Source organism: Streptomyces sp. NPDC107521 (assembly GCF_055598485.1).
The window spans coordinates 18,216-43,839 of sequence record NZ_JBVKAT010000001.1 but is presented as its reverse complement, the minus strand read 5'-3'; the positions used below and the strand labels follow the sequence as shown (position 1 = coordinate 43,839).

General features: G+C 74.2%; 20 protein-coding genes and 2 tRNA genes. 1 reads left to right on the top strand and 21 read right to left on the bottom strand.

Annotated elements, in window-relative coordinates:
- Positions 1 to 354: 354 nt before the first annotated feature.
- Both ACZ7LB_RS00175 and lepA read right to left on the bottom strand, forming a co-directional pair.
- Positions 355 to 2,232, bottom strand: coding sequence for an AMP-dependent synthetase/ligase (locus ACZ7LB_RS00175; protein ID WP_471464285.1), 1,878 nt, complete (start codon positions 2,230 to 2,232; stop codon positions 355 to 357).
- A 319-nt stretch (positions 2,233 to 2,551) separates the two neighbouring features.
- The gene (gene lepA, locus ACZ7LB_RS00170; protein WP_471464283.1) at positions 2,552 to 4,420 is read right to left on the bottom strand and encodes a translation elongation factor 4; all 1,869 of its coding nucleotides are present in this window, start codon (positions 4,418 to 4,420) and stop codon (positions 2,552 to 2,554) included.
- A 298-nt stretch (positions 4,421 to 4,718) separates the two neighbouring features.
- Here lepA and rpsT point away from each other — a divergent pair, with 298 nt between their 5' ends.
- Positions 4,719 to 4,985, top strand: a complete 267-nt coding sequence (rpsT, locus tag ACZ7LB_RS00165; protein ID WP_471464281.1) for a 30S ribosomal protein S20 — start codon at positions 4,719 to 4,721, stop codon at positions 4,983 to 4,985.
- A gap of 817 nt (positions 4,986 to 5,802) precedes the next feature.
- On the opposite strand, the gene holA is transcribed toward rpsT, so the two are convergent.
- The 19 genes from holA to ACZ7LB_RS00070 form a co-directional block, all read right to left on the bottom strand.
- Positions 5,803 to 6,792 carry a DNA polymerase III subunit delta gene (gene holA / locus ACZ7LB_RS00160; protein WP_471464279.1) on the bottom strand — a complete coding sequence of 330 codons (990 nt, stop codon included), beginning with the start codon at positions 6,790 to 6,792 and terminating at the stop codon, positions 5,803 to 5,805.
- Between the two features lie 88 nt (positions 6,793 to 6,880).
- Positions 6,881 to 7,126 carry a hypothetical protein gene (locus ACZ7LB_RS00155; protein WP_471464277.1) on the bottom strand — a complete coding sequence of 82 codons (246 nt, stop codon included), beginning with the start codon at positions 7,124 to 7,126 and terminating at the stop codon, positions 6,881 to 6,883.
- A gap of 41 nt (positions 7,127 to 7,167) precedes the next feature.
- Positions 7,168 to 8,049 carry a YceI family protein gene (locus ACZ7LB_RS00150; protein ID WP_471464275.1) on the bottom strand — a complete coding sequence of 294 codons (882 nt, stop codon included), beginning with the start codon at positions 8,047 to 8,049 and terminating at the stop codon, positions 7,168 to 7,170.
- 100 nt (positions 8,050 to 8,149) lie between these two features.
- Positions 8,150 to 8,977, bottom strand: a complete 828-nt coding sequence (locus tag ACZ7LB_RS00145; RefSeq protein ID WP_471464273.1) for an arylamine N-acetyltransferase family protein — start codon at positions 8,975 to 8,977, stop codon at positions 8,150 to 8,152.
- A gap of 4 nt (positions 8,978 to 8,981) precedes the next feature.
- Positions 8,982 to 11,495 carry a ComEC/Rec2 family competence protein gene (locus ACZ7LB_RS00140; RefSeq protein ID WP_471464271.1) on the bottom strand — a complete coding sequence of 838 codons (2,514 nt, stop codon included), beginning with the start codon at positions 11,493 to 11,495 and terminating at the stop codon, positions 8,982 to 8,984.
- 638 nt (positions 11,496 to 12,133) lie between these two features.
- Positions 12,134 to 12,790, bottom strand: coding sequence for a ComEA family DNA-binding protein (locus ACZ7LB_RS00135; RefSeq protein WP_471464270.1), 657 nt, complete (start codon positions 12,788 to 12,790; stop codon positions 12,134 to 12,136).
- A 1,674-nt stretch (positions 12,791 to 14,464) separates the two neighbouring features.
- Positions 14,465 to 15,310: a DegV family protein gene (locus ACZ7LB_RS00130; protein ID WP_471464268.1), complete on the bottom strand. Its 846-nt coding sequence runs from the start codon at positions 15,308 to 15,310 to the stop codon at positions 14,465 to 14,467.
- A 72-nt stretch (positions 15,311 to 15,382) separates the two neighbouring features.
- A complete protein-coding gene (locus tag ACZ7LB_RS00125; protein ID WP_471464266.1) occupies positions 15,383 to 16,114 on the bottom strand; it encodes a hypothetical protein in 732 nt (243 codons plus the stop codon).
- 345 nt (positions 16,115 to 16,459) lie between these two features.
- The gene (gene leuS / locus ACZ7LB_RS00120; RefSeq protein ID WP_471464264.1) at positions 16,460 to 19,345 is read right to left on the bottom strand and encodes a leucine--tRNA ligase; all 2,886 of its coding nucleotides are present in this window, start codon (positions 19,343 to 19,345) and stop codon (positions 16,460 to 16,462) included.
- A gap of 344 nt (positions 19,346 to 19,689) precedes the next feature.
- Positions 19,690 to 19,762: transfer RNA gene (locus tag ACZ7LB_RS00115), tRNA-Ala, on the bottom strand.
- A gap of 246 nt (positions 19,763 to 20,008) precedes the next feature.
- Positions 20,009 to 20,242 carry a hypothetical protein gene (locus ACZ7LB_RS00110; RefSeq protein WP_003976229.1) on the bottom strand — a complete coding sequence of 78 codons (234 nt, stop codon included), beginning with the start codon at positions 20,240 to 20,242 and terminating at the stop codon, positions 20,009 to 20,011.
- A 3-nt stretch (positions 20,243 to 20,245) separates the two neighbouring features.
- A complete protein-coding gene (locus ACZ7LB_RS00105) occupies positions 20,246 to 20,410 on the bottom strand; it encodes a hypothetical protein (RefSeq protein ID WP_161224679.1) in 165 nt (54 codons plus the stop codon).
- 197 nt (positions 20,411 to 20,607) lie between these two features.
- Positions 20,608 to 20,680 (bottom strand) — tRNA-Ala (locus ACZ7LB_RS00100).
- Positions 20,681 to 21,067: 387 nt separating this feature from the next.
- Complete coding sequence (locus ACZ7LB_RS00095; RefSeq protein WP_471464262.1) at positions 21,068 to 21,742, bottom strand: histidine phosphatase family protein; 675 nt, start codon at positions 21,740 to 21,742, stop codon at positions 21,068 to 21,070.
- Positions 21,739 to 22,182, bottom strand: coding sequence for a ribosome silencing factor (rsfS, locus tag ACZ7LB_RS00090; protein WP_471464260.1), 444 nt, complete (start codon positions 22,180 to 22,182; stop codon positions 21,739 to 21,741). The genes ACZ7LB_RS00095 and rsfS overlap by 4 nt, the downstream gene beginning before the upstream one ends.
- A gap of 87 nt (positions 22,183 to 22,269) precedes the next feature.
- Positions 22,270 to 24,309 carry an LCP family protein gene (locus ACZ7LB_RS00085; protein ID WP_471464259.1) on the bottom strand — a complete coding sequence of 680 codons (2,040 nt, stop codon included), beginning with the start codon at positions 24,307 to 24,309 and terminating at the stop codon, positions 22,270 to 22,272.
- Between the two features lie 16 nt (positions 24,310 to 24,325).
- On the bottom strand, positions 24,326 to 25,042 hold the full coding sequence (gene nadD / locus ACZ7LB_RS00080; protein WP_471464257.1) for a nicotinate-nucleotide adenylyltransferase: 717 nt from the start codon (positions 25,040 to 25,042) through the stop codon (positions 24,326 to 24,328).
- Between the two features lie 65 nt (positions 25,043 to 25,107).
- Positions 25,108 to 25,275 (bottom strand): hypothetical protein, encoded by a 168-nt coding sequence (locus ACZ7LB_RS00075; protein WP_471464255.1) that lies wholly within the window; start codon positions 25,273 to 25,275, stop codon positions 25,108 to 25,110.
- A gap of 120 nt (positions 25,276 to 25,395) precedes the next feature.
- Complete coding sequence (locus ACZ7LB_RS00070; protein WP_471464253.1) at positions 25,396 to 25,557, bottom strand: hypothetical protein; 162 nt, start codon at positions 25,555 to 25,557, stop codon at positions 25,396 to 25,398.
- Between the last annotated feature and the right edge of the window lie 67 nt (positions 25,558 to 25,624).

Genomic DNA, 25,624 nt, shown 5'->3' with positions numbered 1-25,624 from the left:
CCCGGGCAAGTGCGTGCGGTGGGTCCGCAGTCGCCGCCAGAGTGACAGACCGACCCCGTACGGAAGCAAGGAGTTACCGAAGTGGTCCACCTTGGGGGAGAACCCTGCTACCCGGATGGCCGAATCCGTCCGGAAACCGGACATATTTGAGCGACGGGCATATTCGTCTTCCATCCGGAAGGGACGCCGGGGACCGGCCCCGACGCCGCGGACCCGCCCCTCGCCGCCCGGGCCGGGCGGGCCCGCACGGGGCCGCGCGCCCGGGCCCGGCGCGGGGCGGCCCCGCCCGGCCGGATCCCGCGCGGCGCGTCCGCCGCGGCCGGGCGCGCCGTCCCCGCGCCGCCCCGCGCCCGGCTATGCCTCGCGCGCGCCCTCGTACATCTGGTCGATGAGGTCCTTGTACTCGCGCTCCACCACCGGCCGCTTGAGCTTCAGGCTCGGGGTGACCTCGCCGTGCTCCACGTCGAGGTCGCGGGGCAGGAGGCGGAACTTCTTGATGGTCTGCCAGCGCTGGAGCCCCCGGTTCAGCTCGGTGACGTAGCCGTCGACCATCGCGACCGCCGCCGGGTCCCCGACGACCTCGGCGTAGGTCCGCCCCTCCAGGCCGTTCTCCGCCGCCCACTTCATGATCGCGGGCTCGTCCAGGGAGATGAGCGCGGTGCAGTAGTTCCGGGCGGCGCCGTGCACGAGGATGTTGGAGACGTAGGGGCAGACCGCCTTGAACCGGCCCTCGATCTCGGCCGGGGCGATGTACTTGCCGCCGGAGGTCTTGATCAGGTCCTTCTTGCGGTCGGTGATGCTCAGGTAGCCGTCGACGGACAGCTCGCCGATGTCGCCGGTGTGCAGCCAGCCGTCCGGCTCCAGCACCTCGGCGGTCTTGTCGGGGTGCCGGTGGTAGCCCTCCATGATGCCGGGGCCGCGCATGAGGATCTCGCCGTCGTCGGCGATGCGCACCTCGGTGCCGGGCAGCGGCTTGCCGACGGTGCCGGTGCGGTAGGCCTCGCCCGGGTTGACGAAGGAGGCGGCGGAGGACTCGGTGAGGCCGTAGCCCTCCAGGATGTGCACGCCGGCGCCGGCGAAGAAGTAGCCGATGTCGGGGGCGAGGGCGGCGCTGCCGGAGATGCAGGCGCGCAGCCGCCCGCCGAACGCCGCGCGCAGCTTGGCGTAGACGAGCCGGTCGGCGACGCCGTGCCGGGCGGTGAGGCCGAGCGGGGCGCTCGCGGTGCCGGTCCGCCGGAAGGAGTCCTGGGTGACCCGGGCGTACTCGCGGGCGACGTCGGCGGCCCACTGGAAGATCCGGTACTTGGCGGCGCCGCCGTCCTTCGCCTTGGCCGCGACGCCGTTGTAGACCTTCTCGAAGATGCGCGGCACGGCCGCCATGTAGGTGGGCCGCACCACCGGCAGGTTCTCGATGATCCGGTCGACCCGGCCGTCGACGGCGGTGATGTGGCCGACCTCGATCTGGCCGGAGAGCAGCACCTTGCCGAAGACGTGGGCGAGCGGCAGCCAGAGGTACTGGACGTCGTCCCCGTTGATCAGGCCGGTGGCCGCGATGGCCTTGGCCATGTAGGACCAGTTGTCGTGCGGCAGGCGGACGCCCTTGGGGCGGCCGGTGGTGCCGGAGGTGTAGATCAGGGTGGCGAGCTGGTCCCCGGTGAGCGAGCCCACCCGCTCCTTGATGAGCTGCGGCTCCCGCTCCAGGCGGGCCGCGCCCCGGCTCTCCAGCTCGTCCAGGGTGAGCACCCGCTCGTCGGAGGTGTCGGCGCCCTCCGGGTCGATCACCACGACATGGGTGAGGTCCGGCAGCTCGGCCAGCCGCTCCCGGGCCTTGGCGAGCTGGACGGCGTCCTCGGCGACCAGGACCCGGCTCTCGGAGTCGGACAGGATGTAGGCGGACTCGTCGGAGTTGGTCTGCGGATAGACCGTGGTCGTCGCGGCGCCCGCGCACATGATGCCGAGGTCGGTGAGGATCCACTCCAGCCGGGTGGAGGAGGCGAGGGCGACCCGCTGCTCGGGCCGCACGCCCAGCTCGATCAGCCCGGCGGCGATCCGGTCGACCCGCTCGGCGGCCTGCGCCCAGGTCATCGACCGCCACTCGTCCGGGCCCTCGCCCGACGCGGGGGGCACCGGGTAGCGGTACGCCTCGGCGTCCGGCGTGGCCGCCACGCGCTCCAGGAAGAGTCCCGCCACGGAGGGCGGACGGTTCTCGATCAGTGCTTGTGTGTCGCTCACGACATCCTCCGGGCCCGCGACGGTGCGGCTGGCTCAGGTGTGGCTGGTTTTCACTCTCGGACGGTGGTTCGGTGCGGTGCGGGTGCGGCCGGGACGGCACGGTTCGGGGTGAGGGCACGGCCTGCCCCGGGCCGTTGCTTAACTCGCGAGTAACTACGGGGGTGGATTCAGACTAAGGGGCGACCGGCCGGGACGTAAGACTCCGCGCCCGGTCACTTCCGCCGGGGACCCGCCCGTGACGTGCGAAGGGGCCCGCCGCGCACCGGGCGCGGCGGGCCCCTGGTGTCCCCCGCGCCCGCGGCGGGCGGCGGACCGGGCGCTACTTCTTGTTCTTGGCCGAAGCCGAGCCGTCGTCGCTCGACAGCACCGCGATGAAGGCCTCCTGCGGCACCTCCACCGAGCCGACCATCTTCATCCGCTTCTTGCCCTCCTTCTGCTTCTCCAGCAGCTTCCGCTTGCGGGAGATGTCACCGCCGTAGCACTTGGCGAGGACGTCCTTGCGGATGGCGCGGATGGTCTCGCGGGCGATGACCCGGGAGCCGATGGCGGCCTGGACCGGCACCTCGAAGTTCTGCCGCGGGATCAGCTCCCGCAGCTTGGCCACGAGCCGGACCCCGTACGCGTACGCCTGGTCCTTGTGGGTGATGGCGGAGAAGGCGTCCACCTTGTCGCCGTGGAGCAGGATGTCGACCTTGACCAGGGAGCTGCTCTGCTCGCCCGTGGGCTCGTAGTCCAGGGAGGCGTAGCCGCGGGTCTTGGACTTGAGCTGGTCGAAGAAGTCGAAGACGATCTCCGCGAGGGGGAGGGTGTAGCGGATCTCCACCCGGTCCTCGGAGAGGTAGTCCATGCCGAGGAGGGCCCCGCGCCGGGTCTGGCACAGCTCCATGATGGCGCCGATGAACTCGGTCGGGGCGAGGACCGTCGCCCGGACGACGGGCTCGAAGACCTCCTCGATCTTGCCCTCGGGGAACTCGCTCGGGTTGGTGACGACGTGCTCCACGCCGTCCTCCATGATCACCCGGTAGACCACGTTGGGCGCGGTGGCGATCAGGTCGAGGCCGAACTCGCGCTCCAGGCGCTCGCGGATCACGTCGAGGTGCAGCAGGCCGAGGAAGCCGACGCGGAAGCCGAAGCCGAGGGCGGCGGAGGTCTCCGGCTCGTAGACCAGCGCGGCGTCGTTGAGCTGGAGCTTGTCGAGGGCCTCGCGCAGCTCCGGGTAGTCCGACCCGTCCAGCGGGTAGAGGCCGGAGAAGACCATCGGCTTGGGGTCCTTGTACCCGCCGAGGGCCTCCTCGGCGCCCTTGTGCTGGGTGGTGACGGTGTCACCGACCTTGGACTGGCGCACGTCCTTCACACCGGTGATCAGATAGCCCACCTCGCCGACGCCGAGACCGTCGGCGGGGAGCATCTCCGGCGAGTTGGTGCCGATCTCCAGCAGCTCGTGGGTCGCGCCGGTGGACATCATCCGGATGCGGTCGCGCTTGTTGAGCTGGCCGTCGATGACACGGACGTAGGTGACCACGCCGCGGTACGAGTCGTAGACCGAGTCGAAGATCATCGCGCGGGCCGGGGCGTCCTTGACGCCGACCGGGGCGGGGATCTCCGCGACCACCTTGTCCAGCAGCGCCTCGACCCCGAGACCGGTCTTCGCGGACACCCTGAGCACGTCGCCGGGCTCGCAGCCGACCAGGTTGGCCAGCTCCTCGGCGAACTTCTCGGGCTGCGCGGCCGGCAGGTCGATCTTGTTCAGCACCGGGATGATCGTGAGGTCGTTCTCCATCGCCAGGTACAGGTTGGCGAGGGTCTGCGCCTCGATGCCCTGGGCGGCGTCGACGAGCAGGACCGTCCCCTCGCACGCGGCGAGCGAGCGCGAGACCTCGTAGGTGAAGTCGACGTGCCCGGGGGTGTCGATCATGTTGAGGATGTGCGTGCTGCCCTTGTCGTGGGTGGGGGCCCACGGCAGGCGCACCGCCTGGGACTTGATCGTGATGCCGCGCTCGCGCTCGATGTCCATGCGGTCGAGGTACTGGGCGCGCATCTGCCGCTGCTCGACCACACCGGTCAGCTGGAGCATCCGGTCGGCGAGCGTGGACTTGCCGTGGTCGATGTGCGCGATGATGCAGAAGTTGCGGATCAGAGCCGGGTCGGTACGGCTCGGCTCGGGCACATGGCTAGGGATCGCGGGCACGCAGGGTCCTGATTCTTGAGGCGTCCGCAGTGTCTGCGGTCTCGGGTCGGATCGTTACGCAGCCTCCATCGTCCCACGGGTGAGGACCGTGGCGGGGTCCGGGCGGCCCCCGGCCGGGTCGGGGTCGGGCCGGAGGCCGCCTCCGGACTCCCGGGGGCGGGGGGCCGGGCGGTCCGCGGGGCGGGGGCCGGGCGCTTTTGGGAGGTCCGGCGGGCCACTGGTAGTGTGGGTGGCTGTGTCCCGTGCCCTCGATCGGTACGGGACACGTCGGTACATATCGAAAGAGAAGGCTCATTTCGTGGCGAACATCAAGTCCCAGATCAAGCGGAACAAGACCAACGAGAAGGCCCGGCTGCGCAACAAGGCCGTCAAGTCCTCTCTGAAGACCGCGATCCGCAAGGCCCGCGAGGCCGCTGCCGCGGGTGACACCGAGAAGGCCACCGAGTACCAGCGCGTCGCCGCGCGTCAGCTCGACAAGGCCGTCTCGAAGGGCGTCATCCACAAGAACCAGGCCGCCAACAAGAAGTCGGCGCTGGCGCAGAAGGTCGTCGCCCTCAAGGGCTGAAGTTCCTGACTTGACCGCCGGGCGGAACCAGAGCGGGCCCTCTCTCATCCGCTCCCACCCGGCATCTCGGACCCGTGCGCGGCCTGCGTTCGCCACGCGGGCACGGGACCATCGAGCGTGACCGGGAACCCCGGTGCCCGTCCTTCCCCAGGACGGGTGCCGGGGTTCTTCGGCGTTGAGGGATGTACGGGGCCGTACGGGGGCACGCTGTTCACGGCGCGGAGCGGCCGGGAGGCCGGAGCGACCCGGGTGCCGGCCAGGGGGCCAAGGGCGGGAGCCGCCCGTGCCGAGGGTGCTCGGTGCACGCGGGGGGAGCGGGTGAGCAGGGCCCGCAGGATCGCCGCAGAGCGCTTCCTCGGCGCCTTCGGCGTCCTCCGTTCCGGTGAAGGCAACCGTCACCGGGCGGGCCGTTCCCGGACCCCGGCGCCCCGGGTTCGTCGGCCGACCGGCGCAAGGCGGCACGGGGCGCGCCGTGGTGTGCCGGTCGGGCCGGGCGGGGGCGGGGACTAGTGACCTGAGTCAGAGATGTTCGGGTGGTTCTCGCGAGCTGCCCGGCGTGCCGGAGGCCGGATGTCGGCAGGCCGGGCCGGACCTGCCGGCCGCAGGGCATCCGGCTGATGGTCGCGATCTGACGAAGAATCTCTGACTCAGGTCACTAGGCTCTTTCGTTCGGATCGGGCCGGATCGGGGAGCGGGGTCCGGCGCCGTGCGTCGCGAGGCGGAGGAGGGAGTCGGGGCGGAGCCCCGGCGACCGACGGCAACGCGGCGAGGTACGGCGCCAGGGCCCGCGAGCCCGGCATGATCCAGACGAGAGGCCCTAGCTCCGGCCCCGGGAGCGGGCTGCTCGGGCGATGGTGACCACGGCTCTCTCCAGGGCGTACTCGGGGTCGTCCCCGCCGCCCTTGACGCCCGCGTCGGCCTCGGCGACCGCGCGCAGCGCCACGGACACGCCGTCGGGGGTCCAGCCGCGCATCTGCTGCCGGACCCGGTCGATCTTCCAGGGCGGCATGCCCAGCTCACGGGCGAGGTCGGCGGGACGGCCGCCGCGCGCGGACGACAGCTTGCCGATGGCCCGCACGCCCTGCGCCAGGGCGCTGGTGATCAGCACCGGCGCCACGCCCGTCGCCAGCGACCAGCGCAGCGCCTCCAGCGCCTCCGCCGTCCGGCCCTCGACCGCGCGGTCGGCGACGGTGAAGCTGGACGCCTCGGCCCGCCCGGTGTAGTAGCGGCCGACGACCGCCTCGTCGACGGTGCCCTCCACGTCCGCCACGAGTTGCGACACCGCCGACGCCAGCTCCCGCAGATCGCTGCCGATCGCGTCCACCAGCGTCTGGCACGCCTCGGGCGTGGCCGACCGCCCCGCCGTGCGGAACTCGGCCCGTACGAAGCCCAGCCGGTCCGCGGGCTTCGTCATCCTCGGGCAGGCCACCTCGCGCGCGCCCGCCTTGCGCGCGGCGTCCAGCAGGCCCTTGCCCTTGGCGCCGCCCGCGTGCAGCAGGACGAGGGTGATCTCCTCGGCGGGCGAGGAGAGGTACGCCTTCACGTCCTTGACCGTGTCCGCCGACAGGTCCTGCGCGTCGCGCACGACGACGACCTTGCGCTCGGAGAAGAGCGAGGGGCTGGTGAGTTCGGCGAGAGTGCCGGGCTGCAACTGGTCGGGGGTTAGATCGCGCACGTCCGTGTCGGCGTCGGCGGCCCTCGCCGCGGCCACCACCTCCTGCACGGCGCGGTCGAGCAGCAGGTCCTCCTGGCCCACGGCGAGCGTCACCGGGGCGAGGAGGTCGTCGTTCGCAGTCTTCCTGGCCATCGCGCCAAGCATCCCACGCGCCACTGACAACGCGTCCCGCCCCGGTGCCTCAGGCCGTCGGCCGGTGCCTCCCGTCAGGCGGCGGGCGTCACGGTTCCTCGCGCCAGCCGTCCCACTCGCCCGCGAACGCGTCCAGCGCGGCGGCGTCCAGCCGCCCGGCCGCGTCCCGCAGGACGACGAGCCACTGGGCGTCCTCGGCGTCGTCCTCGCCGGCCAGGGCGTCCCGGACGAGCCGCGGCTCCTCCTCGACCCCGAATCGCTCCCCGAGCGCCTCCGCCGCCTCCTCCGCGGCGTCGCGGTCGGGCAGCACCAGCACATGTCGCACATCGTTCACGGAAGCCATTCTCGGGCACCGCCGGGGGCGCGGCGGACCGGTCAGCCCTTGGGCACCAACTGCACGTCCAGTTCGACGCGGATGCTCGGCCCGACCACCGCGATCCCCCGCGCCAGCATCGTCTGCCAGCTCACGGTGAAATCGTCGCGGTGCAGTTCGGTGGTGGCCCGGCAGGCCGCGCGGACCTCGCCCTCCATGCCGTTGCCCAGCCCGAGGTACTCCAGGTCCAGCGTGACGGTGCGCGTCACGCCGTGCAGCGACAGGGCGCCGGTGAGGCCCCACTTGTTGCCGCCCCGGTGGGCGAGCCGGTCGCCGTAGAACTCCAGGACCGGGAACCGCTCCACGTCCAGGAAGTCGGCCGAGCGCAGATGGTCGTCCCGCATCCGCACGTTGGTGTCGATGGAGGCCGCGTCGATCACCACGTGCATCGCGCTGCGCTCCGCCTCGTCCGCGATGCGCACCGCCCCGGCGAAGGAGTTGAACCGCCCGTGGACGCGGGCCAGTCCGATGTGCCGCGCGGTGAACGCGATCGAGGAGTGCGTGGGCTCGATCTCCCAGTCGCCCGGCGCGGGCAGCTCCGGCGGCCGGGCCACCTGGAGCGTGATGTCACCGAGCGGGGCGAGGGAGTCCTCGGCCACCGTCACGGACGCCCGGTAGGGGGTGTGGCCCTCGGCGGACACCGCGAGCCGGTACTCCCCCGCCGGCACCGTCGCCACGAACGACCCGTACGGGTCCGTGCCGCCGCCGACCACCTTGCGTCCCATGGCGTCGGTGACCGAGAACTCCGCGTGCGGCACCGGCTCGTCGACCGGGTCGAGCACCCGGCAGCTCAGCACCCCGGCGCTCGGCGGTGTCCGCACCGCCGCCAGGGGACCCGTCCGTCGCGCGCGCCGTGTTCGGTTTCCCAGCCAGCGGCCGATCATCTGCGACACCCTCTGTGTGACACGAAAGGACTGTTACCAAAAGCCCATTCGAACATCTATGACGCTTTCCCGCCAACACAGGGTCACAGGGTGTGAATTCTCACACTCCGGACACATCCGGCACTCGGTCGAGCACGATGCCGAACCTCTCCCGGTACACCGTCAGCACCTCCTCGTCCGTCGCCAGGTCCCGCTCCTCCCGGTGCCCGTCGGCGGCCGTCGTCACCAGTCTGCGGCCGCGGAGCGTGACCCGCCCGCCGTCCTCGGTGAGCCGGGAGCAGACCGGCGACGTCACGAACCGCGACCGCGGCGAGGTGCTGTGCCACCACGCCCCGGTCACGAAGTCCGACAGCGCGCGGGGCGTCGTCTCCAGCCGGTAGACCGGCGTCCCGTCGCGCAGCACGTCGAGGTCGCCGGGGCCCGCCACGCCGCCCGCCGTGTCCCGGCCGCCGGGCGCGGGGCCCGCCCCGGTCACCCGGAAGACGCCCCCCGGCTCGTGCTGGTCGCCCCGCTCCCCGAGGTCGAGCGGATGGTGGCTGTGCGCGCCGAACCCGATGTCGGCCAGCAGGTCACCGCCGTCCTCCGGCCGCACCCGCAGCGCCATGTGGTCGTACGGGATGCCGAGCCGGCCGCCGTCCCCGTAGGTCCGGGCGGCGAGCAGCTCGACCTCGTAGCCGAGCGAACGGAGCAGGGCCCCGAAGAGCCCGTTCAGCTCGTAACAGAACCCGCCGCGCCGGGCGCCCGCCACCTTCTCCCACAGCCGCCCCTCCTCCAGCACGATCTCCTCGCCGAGGTGCACGGACAGGTTCTCGAAGGGCACCTCCACCAGGTGCCGCAGGTGCAGCTCCCGCAGCGCCCCGGCGGTGGGCCGGTCCGGGCGCCGGGCGCCGATGCGGCGGAGGAGGAGGTCTGCCTGCGCGGTTTCCATGGGTTCAGTCTGCCTCCCGCTCCGTCGCCACCCGCAGGGAGGTCGCGGTGCCCATGACCGCCACCGAGCCCTCGCGGTCCGTCCGCAGCACGGCCGCGCCCAGCGCGCGCAGGGCGGCGAGGGTCCCGGGGGCGGGGTGGCCGTAGGAGTTGTGCGCGCCGCAACTGATCAGCGCCAGCCTCGGGGCGGCACTCCGCATCAGGCCCGCGTCCTGGTGGGCGGAGCCGTGGTGCGCCACCTTCACCACGTCCACCCGCCCCACGGCCCCCGTCGCGCCCGGCGAGGCCAACAGCCTCCGCTGCGAAGGGGGTTCGAGGTCGCCCAGGAGCAGCAGGCGCAGTCCCCCGGTGCGGACCAGCAGGGTGACACTGGCGTCGTTCGGGCCCTCCCCCGGAACCGGGGGCTCCGGCCCCGGCCAGAGCACCCGCCACTCCAGGGTCCCCGTTCGGCGCCGTTCCCCGGCCACCGCCCGCCGCACGGGAATGTGCCGGGCCGCCGCCTGCCGCCGGACGGACTCCGCCTGCTCCGGCGGCTGTTCCAGGGCCGTCGTCTCGATCGCCGCCACCGAGCGGCCCCGCAGCACCCCGGGCAGCCCGGCGACGTGGTCGGCGTGGAAGTGGGTGAGGACGACGAGTGGGACGCGGGTGACACCGAGCGAACGCAGACAGCGGTCCACGCGCTCCGGATCGGGACCGGCGTCCACCACCACGCCCGTGCCCCCGCCCGCCGCGAGCACCAGCGCGTCCCCCTGGCCGACGTCGCACATCACCAGCCTCCAGTCCGGCGGCGGCCAGCCCGTGAGGACCCGGACCAGGGGCGGCGGCCGCACCACCGCCAGCACCAGCAGCACCGCGCACAGGGCGCACCACCACGGGTGCCGGAGCAGCCGACGGCCGATCAGCAGCAGGACCGCGATGACGAGGGCGAGCAGCGCGGCCCCGCCCCAGTCCCCCGGCCAGTCCACCCCAGACCCGGGCAGCGCCGCCCCGGCGCGGGCCACCCCGGCGATCCACCGGGCGGGCCAGGAGGCGCACCAGGCCAGCGCCTCGGCCACCGGCATCGCCAGCGGGGCCGCCGCCAGCGCCGCGAAGCCCAGCACGGTGGCCGGCGCCACCGCGAACTCCACGAGCAGATTGCACGGCACCCCCACCAGGCTCACCCGCGCCGACAGCACGGCGACCACCGGCGCGCACAGGGCCTGGGCGGCAGCGGCGGCGGCCAGCGCCTCCGCGAGCCTCGGCGGGACCCTGCGGCGGCGCAGGGCCGCGCTCCATCCCGGGGCGATGGTGAGCAGGGCCCCGGTGGCGAGCACGGAGAGCAGGAAGCCGTAGGCGCGCGCCAGCCACGGGTCGTACAGCACCAGCAGCAGGACCGCCGTGGCCAGGGCCGGAATCAGGGACCGGCGCCGCCCGGTGGCGAGGGCGAGCAGCGCGACGGAGCCGCAGGCCGCTGCCCGCAGCACGCTCGGGTCCGGGCGGCACACCAGGACGAAGCCCACCGCGAGCAGCGCGCCGAGCAGCGCGGTGGCCCGCAGCGGCAGGCCGACGCGCGGCGCCAGACCGCGCCGCTCGCTGTGCCGGGCGAGACCGGGCGGACCCAGCAGCAGGGCCAGCAGAATCGTGAAGTTCGCGCCGGACACGGCCAGGACGTGCGCGAGATCCGTCTCCTTGAACGCCCGGTCCAGCTCCGGGGTGATCCGCGAGGTGTCCCCGACGACCAGCCCGGGGAGCAGCGCCCGCGCGTCCCCGGGCAGACCGCCGGTGGCCTCGCGCAGCCCGGCGCGCAGCCGTCCCGCGAACCGCTGCGGGCCGGAGGGGCCCGCCGTCACCTCCGGCGCTCCCCGGGCCCGCACCCGCAGCACGGCGGCGATCCGGTCCCCGCGGGTCAGCGGCGACGCCGTGCGCGCGGTCACCCGCAGCCGGGTCGTCGGCAGCAGCCCGAGCCAGCTCGGGGTGACCGGCCCCCCGGCGGCGGCGCCCGGCCGCACACCACCCACGTCGACGAGGAGCAGCACCGGTGTCCTGGTCACCGCCGCCGCTCCGTCGGGGCCGGTCACCTGGCGCACGTCGGCCTCGATGAGGACGGTGGGCGGCAGCGCCCGGTCCCCGTTCACCCGGGGCCGGGTGAGCCGGGGGTCGGAGGTGACCTCCACCTCTGCGGTGACGGTGGCCGCCCGCCGTGCCAGCCCGGGCAGCGGGCCCCGGCGCAGGTCGGCGCCGTGCAGCGCGGCCGAGGCGGCGGCAGCGGCGACGCAGAGCAGGACGGCGGCGACGGCCACCCTGGTCGGCCGCCCCCACGCCGTGCGCCGGTGCGTCCGGTCCCTGCGCGCCGTCAGCAGCAGCGCGCCCGCCAGGACCGCGCAGCCGGTCACGAGGCCGACGGCCCATCCGGACGGCAGCCCCGTGGCCACCGCCGCCGTCGCCCAGGCCGCGAGCGCGGGCGGCACCAGCCGCAGGTCCGCCGGTGCCTCCTGCCGGGGCCGGGCGGCACCGAGCCGGTGCCCGGAGGCGGCGTGCACGGACGCCCGCCCGCCACCGGTGGCTCCGGCGGGACGGCCGGGGCCTGGATACCTGCCGGAGCCGGGACTGGGGCCGGGGTCGGGGCCGGGACCGGGCCTTCGACCGCTCCTGTCAGGACCGGGGGCGCGGCGGGGGCGGGGACCCCTGCCATCCCCGCCAGGACCGCGGTCCGGGAGAGCGCCGGAACCTCGGCCACCCCGACCGCCCCCGCCGGGAGCGGGCCCCTTGTCGGCATCACGGCCGGGGACGGATCGTCCGGAAGCGGGGCGCGGACCGGAGTGGGAGCCCGCGTCGGGATGACGGTCGGAAGCGGGGACGGGACCGGCCCCGAGACGGCGGCCGGGCACGGGACCCGAGCCGGGAGCAGATCCGGGACCGAGGCCGGGTGCGGGCCCCGGGACCGAACCGGGGCAGAAGCCGGAGCCGGGGGCGTGGTCGGCACAGGGGCTGAAGCCGGGGGCGGGGCCAAGGCCGGCACCGGGGCTGATCCCGTGGTCCCGGTGAGCGTCGGGGCCGGAGCGGGAGCCCGGGCCGGCACCGGGACGGAGGGCGGCGCCGGGACGGAGGGCGGCACCAGGGCGGAAGGCGGCACCGGGGCGGAGGCCAGGATCGGGGCCCGGGGCCGCGAGCGGCGGCCTCATGGCCGTACGAGGTCGCGCAGATCGGCGAAGCGGCGCTCGCCGATCCCGTTGACCTCCCGGAGTTCGTCCACGGAGCGGAAGCCCCCGTGCCGGGTGCGGTAGTCGACGATGTGCTGGGCCAGCACGGGGCCGACGCCGGGCAGTGTGTCGAGCTGATCGACGGTGGCCGTGCCGAGGGAGACCGGAGCGCCGGGGGCCGGGGCTCCCGGCACGGTGCCCGCCCCCTGCGGGCCCGGATCGGGCGGCGGGGTCGCGCCCACGATCACCTGCTCACCGTCCACGAGGAAACGGGCGCGGTTCAGCCCGTCGGTACTCGTGCCGGGCCGCACCCCGCCGGCCGCGCGCAGGGCGTCCGCGACGCGGGACCCGGCCGGCAGCCGGTGCACCCCGGGCTCGCGGACCTTGCCGCCGACATCCACCACGATCCCGGGCGCCGCCGACGCCGCGGGTGCGGACGTGGCCGGGACCGGTCCCGCCTCCGGGGCCCTGACATCGAGGGCCGCCTGCCGGACCACCTCGGGGGCGGCCACGGAGTGGGGGCGCGCGGCCCGGTAGTGCTGGACGGCGAAGGCCGCGGCGACCAGCAGCAGTACGGCGAGGGCGGCCACACCGCGCCGCTCCATCCCGCACCGGGCCTGGAGCCATACCGGCATCCGCTCCCGCAGCGCCCACCCGGCCCGCTCCCGCCAGGCGGCCCCCGCGCCGCTCGCCCCGGCACCGGCCTCCCCGGTCCCGGCCTCTCCGTCGCCGGACCTCCCCGGGCGGAGGACCGCCTCCCCGCGGTACGTCTCCGACCGGTACGCCTCCGCGCCGGGCCTCTCCGCACGGGTGTCCTCAGCACGAGTCCGGTCGGCGCGGGTCCCGTCGGCACGAGCCGCTTCGACGCGAACCCTGTTGGTGCGGGTTCCCTCGGCACGGCGCTGCTCGGCGCGGTTCTCCTCCGGAGGAACGTCCCCGTGGGCACCCTCCGGAGGCGATTCGGCGAAGCGCGGCACCCTCCCGGTCTCGTGCCACCTCTCGGCCATGTCCTCCGGAGCGGCTCCGTCCCACGACACGGCCCCTCGCCGATACCCCCGCACCAAGCCCTCGTCCGACGCGGGGGCCGGGGCCGAAGTCCGGGCCGCAGCCGGGACCAAGGCTGAGGCGGGAACAGGAGCTGAGACAGCGACAGCGGCGGGGACGCGAACAGGGAAAGTGTCCGGCTGCCGGCCCTCCGACGGCTCCGGCCCTTCCGCCCGCCCCGCCCGTCCGGCCGCCCAGGTGCCAACGGCTCCGTCCCATGAGCCGGCCGTCACCTCCTCACCCTGCCGGCCCCCGTCCTCCGGAAACGTCCCCGACTCCGGCTCCCAGTCGTCCAACGGCCCCGTCCGCCGGGCAGCACCGGCCGACCCGTCCCTGGTATCGGCCGCCCGGCCGTCGTCATCTCCTTCCGCCTCTGGTGGGGCGATCGGACTCGGCACCCGTCCAGGCTCTCCGTCCGTCCCCGGCCCCGCTTCCTCCGTCCTCGCGGTTCCGCTCTGCCGCCCCGTCCAGTGAACGGGCCCGTCGCTCGGTACCGCCCAGTGGTCCCCGGCGTGCGGGACCGGCTCGGAGTGGTGCGCCGTGTCCGCCCGCAGGGGTGTCCGCGCACCGGTGGCTCCGTCCGCCGCAATGAACTCCTCGGCGTGCGCGATCCGTCGGGGTGGGGCGAAGAGGGCCTCCGCCCGTCGACGGATCCCGTCCGCCCCGGTGGGTGGGTGCGGGGCGCCGGGCGGTGCCGTGTCCCCGGGCTCCGGCAACCGGGCGCGGGCCGCGCGCCGGTGGCGGAGACGGCCGTCGGAGGCGGATGCCCGGCCCGGACCACTGGTCGCGGCCCCCGTGCGGGAAGGAGATCGAAGTGCCATGGGCCGAGGATGGATCGGCTCGGCCCCTTGGCGATGATCATGGTCAATTCCGGTGGATCACCGCCCGGTTGTGGATAACTCCACCACCCTCGGAGGTGAGGAACCTCCCCGCGACTGACGACGACTCACTCGTCCGCGCGATCGTGCCGTCACTCCCCCGGGCTGAACCGAACCACCAGTCACCCCGAACCGAATCCCCGGCCCCACCGCCGAACACCGCGTCACCCGATGCCCATACGCTCACCCGCCAGCCGCCGACCGCCGACCGCCGACCGCCGACCGCCGAGTCAGGATCATCGGCGCTTCACCCCGTGTCCGGCCCACGCGACACCGCCCGCACCACACCACCCCGTGGCACCCCGCACCCACGTCGCCCCCGGACGCGTCACCACATCCCTGACGCGCACCCCGCCGACGCGCACCCCGACGCACCCCGCCGACGCCCTACCGCGCCGACACCACCACTCCCAGCAACCCCGGCCCCGTATGCGCCCCGATCACCGCGCCGACCTCGCTGACATGCAGGTCGGCCAGTCCCGGTACGCGTTCGCGCAGCCGGTCGGCCAGGGCCGACGCCCGGTCGGGGGCGGCGAGATGGTGGACGGCGATGTCGACCGGGCCGCTCCCGGCCCGCTCGGCGGCGATCTCCTCCAGCCGGGCGATGGCCTTGGAGGCGGTCCGCACCTTCTCCAACGGCTCCACCCGCCCGTCGGCCAGCCGCAGCAGCGGCTTTACGGCCAGCGCGGAGCCGAGCAGGGCCTGCGCCGCCCCGATGCGCCCGCCCCGGCGCAGATAGTCGAGGGTGTCGACGTAGAAGTAGGCGGAGGTGCCCGCCGCGCGCTTCTCCGCGGCGGCGACGGCCTCGTCCACGGTGCCGCCCTCCTCCGCCGTCTCCGCGGCGGCGAGCGCGCAGAAGCCGAGGGCCATCGCGAGCATGCGGGTGTCCACCACCCGCACCGGGACGGACGCCCCGCGCGCGGCGAGCACGGCGGCGTCGTAGGTGCCCGAGAGTTCGGCGGAGAGGTGGAGGGAGACGATGCCCTCGGCGCCGGTGTCGGCGATCCTGCGGTAGGTCTCCGCGAACAGCTCGGGGCTGGGGCGCGAGGTGGTGACCGGGCGCCGCTTCTGCAGGGCCAGGGCGAGCGAGCGGGTCGAGATCTCGGTGCCCTCCTCCAGGGCGCGGTCCCCCAGGACCACCGTCAGCGGCACCGCCGTGATCCCGTGCCGTCCCATCGTCTCGGCCGGGAGGTAGGCCGTGGAATCGGTGACGATCGCGACATGGCGGGACATGAGCTGGAGGTTACCTGCCGTAGTGACGACACGGCAGCCCGGCCCCGGCGCCCGGTCGCCCCGGGCCGCCGATCAGGTCGTGTTCTCCGGGCGGGTCCGCCGCTGCCAGGGAGGGACGGGGCGCGGGGCGGGCGGGGTGATGGCGGGGCGCGGATCCTCCTGCGCCGGGGCCTTCGGCCAGGACGGCGCGGTGCCGGAATGCGCGGTGCCGGAATACGGGGTGACGGGCGGTGGCGGGGAGGCCGGGTCGGCGGGCGGGGGCTCGGTCCAGTGCCGCAGGGCGCCCGCCTCGACGTCGATCTGCGCGCTCAGCGTGTCCAGGTCGTCCTCCGCGAAGCGGCGGGCGCGGTCCCGGGCGGCCCAGCGGAGGGACTCGGCGGAGCCGGTCACCCGCTCGGTGCGCTCGCGCAGTTCGGGCAGCCGGGCGGCCAGGGTGGTGCGGTCGGGCTCGCCCTCCAGCCGGCGCAACTCGTCGTCGAGTTCGTGCCCGTGGGCGCTGAGCCGCTCGAACAGGGCCAGGGACTCCTTGAGCGAGGCGTCCTCGGCGACGCCCGCGTGCAGGGCGTCCTGGGTGGCGCGCATCGAGGTGCGCAGCGAGAGACGCAGCTCCGCGATCTCGGCCGCCGGGCCCGCCTGGAGGAAGGACCTGGCCCGCAGCGTGTGGTCCTCGACCGTGCGGCGCGCCTGGTGGATGTGGCGGTCGGCGCTGCGCTTGGCCGCGCCCACGGCCTTGACCGTCGCGTAGACGCCCAGCACCACCGCGAGCACGAAGAGCAGGGCGACGATGGTGATCACTGCTTCCACGAAGCTCCTCCTCCGACCGGCCGGCCGCGTTCCGCGCCGCTCCTCCACGGTAACCGCAACGACCGGTCCCGTGGGGCTCCGGGAACCCGGACCCTGCCCGTAGGGGACTACCCCGAGGCACGCCCGCCACCCACGCCCCGCCCGGAACCGGTACCTCCCGGGACCGGCACCCCTCGGGACCGGCGCCCCCGGAACCGGCACCTCCCGGAACCGGCCCCGCCCGGACGGCGGCCCGCGCGCCCGCGGCCCCGCACAGCGGCGGGGGCCCGGCCGACCGGCGACCGGGCCCCGCGTCCGCGCCGGGGCGGCCCGGGTCTCCCGGAGCCGCCCCGCTCCCGCTCCCGGTCACGCCGGGACGATGTTCACCAGCTTCGGCGCCCGCACGATGACCTTGCGGACCCCGGCCCCGTCCAGCGCGGCGGTGATCCGCTCGTCGGCCAGGGCCGCCTTCTCCAGTTCCTCCGCGGAGATGGCCGGGTCGACCTCCAGCCGGGCCTTGACCTTGCCCTTGACCTGGACGACGCAGGTCACGGTCTCGTCGGTCACGTACGCCGGGTCGGCCACCGGGAAGTCCCGGTGCACCACGGAGTCGGTGTGGCCCAGCCTGCGCCACAGCTCCTCCGCGATGTGCGGGGCCAGCGGCGCGATCATCAGCACCAGCGGCTCCGCCACCGCGCGCGGCACGGCGCCGCCCGTCTTGGTCAGGTGGTTGTTCAGCTCGGTGATCTTGGCGATGGCGGTGTTAAACCGCATGCCCTCCAGATCGCCGCGGACCCCGTCGACCGCCTTGTGCAGCGCGCGCAGGGTGTCCTCGGCGGGCTCGGTGCCGACGACGGTCACCTCGCCGGTGTCCTCGTCGACGACGTTGCGCCACAGCCGCTGCAGCAGCCGGTACTGGCCCACGACGGCGCGCGTCTCCCACGGCCGGGAGACGTCCAGCGGCCCCATCGCCATCTCGTACAGGCGCAGGGTGTCCGCCCCGTACTCGGCGCAGATCTCGTCCGGGGTGACCGCGTTCTTCAGGGACTTGCCCATCTTGCCCAGCAGCCGGGAGACCCGCTCGCCCTGGTAGTAGTGGGCGCCGTCGCGCTCCTCGACCTCGGCGGCCGGCACCGCGATGCCCCGGCCGTCGCGGTAGACGTAGGCCTGGATCATGCCCTGGTTGAACAGGCGGTGGAAGGGCTCGGCCGACGAGACGAACCCCAGGTCGAACAGGACCTTGGACCAGAAGCGCGCGTACAGCAGGTGCAGCACGGCGTGCTCGGCGCCGCCGACGTACAGGTCGACGCCGCCGTGGGGCATGCCGTCGCGCGGGCCCATCCAGTACCGCTCGATCTCCGGGTCGACCAGTTCCTCGGAGTTGTGCGGGTCCAGGTAGCGCAGCTCGTACCAGCAGGAACCGGCCCAGTTGGGCATGGTGTTGGTCTCGCGGCGGTACCGGCGGGGGCCGCGCCCGTCGCCCAGGTCCAGGGTGACGTGGACCCATTCCTCGTTGCGCGACAGCGGGGTCTCGGGCCGGGTGTCGGCGTCGTCCGGGTCGAAGGTGCGCGGCGAGTAGTCCTCGACCTCGGGCAGCTCCAGCGGCAGCATCGACTCGGGCAGGGCGTGGGCGACGCCGTCCTCGTCGTAGACGATGGGGAAGGGCTCGCCCCAGTAGCGCTGGCGGCTGAACAGCCAGTCGCGCAGCCGGAAGTTGATGGTGCCCTCGCCGGTGCCGGACCGCTCCAGCCACTCGGTGACGCGGGCCTTGGCCTCGGCGACGGGCAGGCCGTCCAGGGAGATCTCGCCGTTGGCGGAGTTGATGATCCTCGCGTCGTGGGCGGCGTAGGCGTCCTCCCACGTCGCGGTGTCGGTGCCGCGGCCGTCGGTGGGCTCGACGATGCAGCGGACGGGCAGGCCGAAGGCGCGCGCGAACTCGAAGTCGCGCTGGTCACCGGCCGGGACGGCCATGATGGCGCCGGTGCCGTAGCCCATCAGGACGTAGTCGGCGATGAAGACCGGGACGGGCTCGCCGGTGGCCGGGTTGGTGGCGTGGGCGCCGATGAAGACGCCCGTCTTGTCCTTGGCCTCGGCCTGGCGCTCGACGTCGGACTTGGCGGCGGCCTGCGCGCGGTAGGCGGCGACGGCCTCGGCCGGGGTGGCGTGGCCGCCGGTCCACTCCTCCCGGGTGCCCTCCGGCCAGGTGTCCCCGGTGAACTTCTCGACCAGCGGGTGCTCGGGCGCCAGCACCATGTACGTCGCGCCGAACAGGGTGTCCGGGCGGGTGGTGAAGACGCTGACGCGCTCGCCGTCCAGGGGGAAGTCGACGCGGGCGCCCTCGGAGCGGCCGATCCAGTTGCGCTGCTGCAGCTTGATGGCCTCGGGCCAGTCCAGCTCGTCCAGGTCGGTCAGCAGGCGGTCGGCGTAGGCCGTGATCCGCATGTTCCACTGGCGCAGCTTGGACTTGAAGACGGGGAAGTTGCCGCGCTCGGAGCGCCCGTCGGCGGTGACCTCCTCGTTGGCCAGCACGGTGCCCAGGCCGGGGCACCAGTTGACGGGGGCGTCGGAGGCGTAGGCCAGGCGGTACCCGCCCAGGACGTCGGCGCGTTCGGCCCCGGTCAGCCCGTCCCAGGAGCCGCCGCCGGGCAGGGCGCGCTCGCCGGAGGCGAACTGCGCGACCAGTTCGTCGATGGGGCGGGCCCGTCGCGCCTCCTCGTCGTACCAGGAGTTGAACATCCGCAGGAAGATCCACTGGGTCCAGCGGTAGTACTCCGGGTCGATGGTGGCGAACGACCGGCGCTGGTCGTGGCCCAGGCCCAGGCGGCGCAGCTGGGCGCGCATGTTGCCGATGTTGGACTCGGTGGAGACGCGGGGGTGGGTGCCGGTCTGCACGGCGTACTGCTCGGCGGGCAGGCCGAAGGCGTCGAAGCCCAGGGTGTGCAGGACGTTGTGGCCGGTCATCCGCTGGAAGCGGGCGGAGACGTCGGTGGCGATGTAGCCCAGGGGGTGGCCGACGTGCAGGCCCGCGCCCGAGGGGTACGGGAACATGTCCATGATGAACTTCTTGGGCCGGGCGACCAGCTCCGGGTCGCCCGCCAGGTCGCCCTTGGGGTTCGGCGCGGCGTAGGTGCCCTCGGCGTCCCAGAAGTCCTGCCAGCGTGCCTCGATCTCGGCGGCCAGGGCGGCCGTGTAGCGGTGCGGCGCGGTGTCGGCCGCCACGGGGGCGGTCGCCGCGGGGTTCGTCTCGCTCATGATCCTCAAAGCTCCATCGATCGTCTCTGCCGTCGGCCGCGACTTCCAGAAATGAAAAATCCCCTCGCACAGGAGGGGACGCCGCGCCGATTCCGGCCACCGGGCTTCGGCCGGGGTCGGGACTGATCAGCGCGGCTCGCTAAGCAGAAGGCGTACGGCACGCATGGCGTCAGGGTACCGCAGTCGTCGAGAGGGCCGCGACGAGCGGCCTCACCCTGCGTGACCGCCGCCGGGGCGAAGGGGCCGGGGAAAGGGCGGGCGCGGGAGACGGAAGGGGCGGCGGGGAAAGGGGGAACGGCAAACCCCCCGGATCATTGATGGTCACCGATCCGGGGGGTTCTCTGTGGAGCTAAGGAGAATTGAACTCCTGACCTCCTGCATGCCATGCAGGCGCTCTACCAACTGAGCTATAGCCCCTTGCTTTTGTCCGCCCGGTCTCCCCGGCGGCGACGCCAACATTACACGGTCACCGGGGCCCAACACCAAATCGTTTCCGTTCTGCCCGGATACGGCGCGGATGCGGCCCCGCGATCGCCGCGCGGTACCGGCGGGCGGGCCTGCGGACGCGCGGCCCCGGACCGGGCGCCGCCCGGCCCCTCCGGCCGGCCGTGCGCCCCCGACCGCTCCCGGCCCCCCTCGGGCCGCGCCCGGGCCGCCGGGCGCTCAGGCCGTCACGAAGGAGTAGAAGCGCTTGAGGGTGCAGTGCTCCTCCAGGAGCCGGCCGTAGATCGGCTCACCCTCCAGCTCGCGGTACGTCTCGATCGGGTCGCCCTTTATGATCAGCGCCCGCGCGCACTCCTCGCACCAGTACTGGTAGTCCGGGTTGACCGGTTCCATGTCGCGGACGATCGGCGTGCCGCTGCCGCACCAGTCGCACTTCCGCCTGTGTGCACCCATGGCTCAGCCCCGGCGGTGGCCGAGGGCCGCGCTCGCGCGGCAGCCGCCGACGGGACCGGCGGGAACCCGCGCCGCCCGGGCGGAACCGGGAAGGGGAAGGCTGGTGGTGCGCGGTGTCACCGCTCCGTCGGTGAGGTGACCGACCTCCCCGAGGATGCTCGCAGACATCGCCACTCCCTCCCGTCGGGCCGCGTCCCCTTCCGGCCGTTTGATTCTGCCATGACCGGGCCGACACGGTCAGCGACGCTTCGGTACCGGTCCGGACACGGACCTGGTGGAACGTATGCCCAGTGACCGGGGCGGCTCACGCCTGGGGGCACGAAAAAACCCGCCCCCCGAGGGGGACGGGATTCGTCCGTGAACTGTGGAGCTAAGGAGAATTGAACTCCTGACCTCCTGCATGCCATGCAGGCGCTCTACCAACTGAGCTATAGCCCCTCGCCACCACCCGGCCGGGCCGTGTGGTCCTGTTCGCTCCGCTCCGCGGGCCGAACAAGAAGAACTTTAGCCTGTGACCTGCCGGAAAGTGAAATCCGGGGTCCCGGGCCCCTCCCGGCCCTTCGACGGGCGGGCGGAGGACGGGCGGGAGACGGGTGGCGCGCCCCCGGGCAGGCCCATGGACCGGCCCGTGAGCGGACCCGGACGGACCCGGACGCACCCGGCGCGGACCGGGTTCCGGCGCCCGGCGGCGCCCCGCATCCCACGTCCGCACCGGCACCCGTGCCCGCGCCGCCCCGGCCCCGGACGGTCCGGCCCGGGACGTTCCGGCCCCGGAGGAACCGAGCCCTGAGGGACCGAGCCCCGGGACCGGACCCCGCCGGGACCTCAGTCGTCGTCGCCGAGGACCGGTTCCGGCAGGGTGCCGGCGTTGTGCTCCAGCAGCCGCCAGCCGCGGGCGCCCTCGCCCAGCACGGACCAGCAGCAGTTGATCAGGCCGCCCAGGCCCTCCCAGCTCCGCGGTTCCAGGCCGAGGAGGCGGCCGATGGTGGTGCGGATGGCGCCGCCGTGGCTGACCACGACGAGCGTGCCGTCCTCCGGGAGCCGCTCCGCGTACCGGAGCACGACGGGGGCGGCGCGGTCGGCGACCTCCGTCTCCAGCTCGCCGCCGCCCCGGCGGACCGGCTCGCCGCGCTTCCACGCCGCGTACTCCTCGCCGTGCCGGGCGATGATCTCGTCGTGGGTAAGCCCCTGCCAGACGCCGGCGTAGGTCTCCCGCAGGTCCTTCTCGTGGACGGTCTCCAGGCCGGTGAGCGCGGCCAGGTGGGCGGCCGTGTCGGCGGCCCGCCGCAGGTCGGAGGCGACGATGGCGTCGGGGTCCAGGGCGGCCAGCAGGCGGGCGGCGCGGCGGGCCTGGGCCACGCCGGTCGCGTTCAGCCCGATGTCGGTGGAGCCCTGGAAGCGGTGCTCCACGTTCCAGTCGGTCTGGCCGTGCCGCCAGAGGACGATGCGGCGGCCCCGGCCCGGGGTGCCCGGCGCCGCCCCGCCCGCCGCGCCGGTCACCAGTCGTCCCCGGGCTCCGCCGCCTCCTCCTCGGCCTGCCGCTTGGCGTGCTCCTCGGCCTTGCCGCGGGTCGCCCGCGCGTCCTCGGGCAGCTCCAGTTCGGGGCAGTCCTTCCACAGCCGCTCCAGGGCGTAGAAGACCCGCTCCTCGCTGTGCTGGACGTGGACGACGATGTCGACGTAGTCGAGGAGGATCCAGCGGGCCTCGCGGTCGCCCTCGCGGCGCACCGGCTTGGCGCCGAGTTCCTTGCTGAGCCGCTCCTCGATCTCGTCGACGATCGACTTGACCTGGCGGTCGTTGGGGGCGGAGGCCAGCAGGAAGGCGTCCGTGATCGACAGCACGTCGCTGACGTCGTAGGCGATGATGTCGTGCGCGAGCTTGTCGGCCGCCGCCTGCGCGGCGGTGGTGATGAGTTCCAGAGAGCGGTCGGTCGCGGTCACTGCGTGGCTTTCCGTCGGCGGTCGTGTGAATCCCAAGGATCGCACGACCGCCGACGGCGCCCGGCCCGCCGCGGGGGCACCGGTCCCCTAGGGGCTGTCGCCCTGCTCCGCCGGGCGGTAGTCCTGGCCGAGGGTGACGGCGACGTCCGCGTTGGACCCGACCTCGCCCTGGCGGACCGCGGAGACGGGAAGGCCGAGGGTCTGGGCGACCTGGACGGCGTCCTCCTTGCCACCGGGCTCCGCGTAGAGCACCTCGGAGGTGGCCGCGGCGCTCCCCGCGCTGCCGCCCTGCACGACCGTGAAGCCGCCGTTGACCAGGGTGACGCGGGCCTTGCCGGTGCGGTCCTCGACGCCGGTGGCGTTGCGGACGCGGACGCTGACGGGGGCGTCCTCGTCGGGGCTCTTCGCGGTGCCGCCCAGGACGTCCTTGACGATGCCGTCGCCCGCCTCCGGGCCGAGCGCGCCGCCCTCCCCGACGGGCAGCAGCGCGGTGCCGAAGTCACCGCCCTTGGCGAGGTCGGAGAGCCCGGCGAGGAAGGTGCCGAGGTCCTTCTCGGTCAGCGGGGGGTCGAGGACCTGGCCGAGGGTCTGCACGGTGACGGTGGCGGCCTCCGGGTCGGAGGAGAGCTTGCGCAGCACGCCGTTCAGGACCTGGCCGAACCGCTGCAACTGGGCGTCGGCGGACTCGCCCTTGCCCCGGTGGGTGGCGTAGGCGACGGCCATCTTGCCGCTCAGGCTCTGCTTGGCGCCCCGGTGCACCAGGGGCGCGGCGCCCTTCTTCCCGGCGTCGGGGTCGGGCACGTCGGCGTCGGTGTCGAGCTCGATGCCGCCGACGAGGTCGACGAGGATCTGCAGGAAGGGGGTGTCCAGCCGCCAGGTGCCCTCGATCTCGGTGCCGAGGACCGAGTCCAGCGCGGTCCGGGTGGCGTCGGGACCGGCCTCGTCCACCGAGTCGGCGAGCGTGGTGGTGCTGCCGTCGTCGCCGGTCAGGGCCAGGGAGTTGGGCAGCAGCACGGCGGTGCCGCGCCGGGTGGTGGTGTTGTTCACCAGCAGCGCGGTGGAGGTGGAGCCCCGCTTGGTGTCGTGCAGGTGGACGGCGATCACGTCGCGCTTCTGGGCGCCGGCGGCCGCCGGGGTCTTGCTCCCGGCACCGGACGAGGACGCCCCGGGCAGCTTCCCGGTGTACCAGAGGGCCCCGGCGCCGCCGGCCACGACCAGGGCCAGGACGACGGTCAGCACGAGGACGCGGCGGCGGGCCCGGCGACGGGCCTCCTCGCGGCGCTCGGTGCGGTTCTCGGTGAACTTGAGCCAGTCGATGACGTCCTCGGAGTCCCCGGCGGGCTCCTCGACGAAGGCGAACTGCTCGGTGCGGTAGTCGTCCGGGACGGGACCGCCGGGGTCCCCGGCCGACGGGTCCCCGTCCGCGCCGCCGTGGCCGTCGGCCGCGTTCCCGTGGGTGCCGCGGCCGTCGGCGCCGGGGCCCCCGGACCCGTCCGGGCCGTGCTCGCCGCCCGGTCCGCCCCGGCCGTCGAAGCCGTCGGGCGGCGCGGCGTGGGCGGACCGTCCGTCGGGTCCCGTCTGGTGCGGAATGCCGTGGCCCTGCCCGGTCGCGGGGGGCCGGGCGCCGTCGGACGCCCGCTGCCCGTAGGGGTCGTACGCCTGCTGCTGCTGCGGGGCGGCGGTGCCGCCGTAGCCGTCGTACGTCCCGTGGGTGCCGTAGGGGTCCTGGGCGGGCTGCTGGACGCCCGTGCCGTAGCCGCCCCGGGTGCCGTAGGGGTCGTAGGGGTCGGCGGGCTGCTGCTGCCCGGCGGCATAGGGGTCGTACCCGTAGCCGTACCCCTGCCCCTGCCCCTGCCCCTGCCCCTGCCCGGCCCCGTGGCCGCCGCCCTGGTCGGCATGCCCGCCCTGGACGCCCTGGTCGACGTGCCCGCCCCGGCCGTCGTACGGGGTGCCCTGCCCATAGGGGTCGTACGGCTGCTGGGGCGCGCCCTGGGCCGGGAACCGGCCCGGGGACGGCCGCTGGGGTTCGGTCCGGCCGTACACCGGGCGGCCGTACTCGTCGTAGCCAACGATGTCGTACGGGGTGGCGGTGCCGTCGTCGTGTCCCGCGTCGTATCGGTCGTTCACCGGTGGCCCTCTCGGTTCACTCGCCGCGGTAGAGCTGTCGCTTGTCGATGTAGCGCACGACGCCGTCCGGCACCAGGTACCAGACGGGGTCGCCCTTGGCGACCCTGGCCCGGCAGTCGGTGGAGGAGATGGCCAGGGCCGGCACCTCGACGAGCGAGACCCCGCCCTTGGGCAGTCCGGCGTCCGTCAGATGGTGTCCCGGCCGGGTGACGCCGATGAAGTGTGCCAGGGAGAAGAGTTCGTCGCTGTCGCGCCAGGTGAGGATCTGGGCGAGGGCGTCGGCACCGGTGATGAAGAAGAGGTCGGACTCCGGGTTGAGGGCCCGCAGGTCGCGCAGGGTGTCCACGGTGTAGGTGGGGCCGCCGCGGTCGATGTCGATGCGGCTGACCGAGAACTGCGGGTTCTCGACAGTGGCGACGACCGTCATCAGATAGCGGTCCTCCGCCGCGGAGACCGTGCGGTGGCTCTTCTGCCAGGGCTGGCCGGTGGGGACGAACACCACCTCGTCCAGCCGGAACTGCGCGGCGACCTCACTGGCCGCCACCAGGTGCCCGTGGTGGATCGGGTCGAAGGTGCCGCCCATGACGCCGAGCCTGCGTCTGCCGGGCACCGCCGTCGTGCCCGCCGGGCCCGTCACCGGGTGCGGGCCGGGGGCGCGGCCGGTCGGCGTGCGGTCCCGCTCGCCTCTCGCCGTGTCGTGCGCCGGGCCGGTAGGCATGTCCTGCTCTCCCATGCGTGCAGACCCTACCGGCCCGGCCAGGACCCCCCGGCCGCCAGATCCCCCGGAACGCGGCGGGTTCAGCGATCGCGGTTGAAACGGGTCGTGATCCACAACAGGAGCATCAGGATGATGAACGCGCTCAGGCCGACGGCGAGGGGGTTGAGGCTGTTGTGGTTGCCGCCGTGGCCCTCGCCCCCCTCGGACGCGACGGTGACCAACTGGACAGCAGTGCTGTGGAAGCTCATCTTCGGCAGGACCTATCAGGTGTGGGCGGGACAAGGACGTCGGCTCATCGTATGCGGGCCGTCCACGGACGATCACGCCGACTCCGCCGTTGGGCCGGGCCGGGGAACCTCCTGAGCGCCTCAGTCGTCCTTCTGCTTGTAGCCCCTCAGCAGGAACCACGCGGTCAGCGCGGAGCCCACCACCATCACGATCAGCAGTGTCCGCAGGAGGTTGCCCGCCCCCTCGTGCTCGGCCGCGGCGGCGGCCTCCGCGAGCCGGACGGCGTGGGGGAAGTGCTCCATGGCGTGTACTCCTTCGCTGTGCTGCCCGTCCACGGTAGCGCCGCCTAGGCTGGACCCGGCCCCGGGG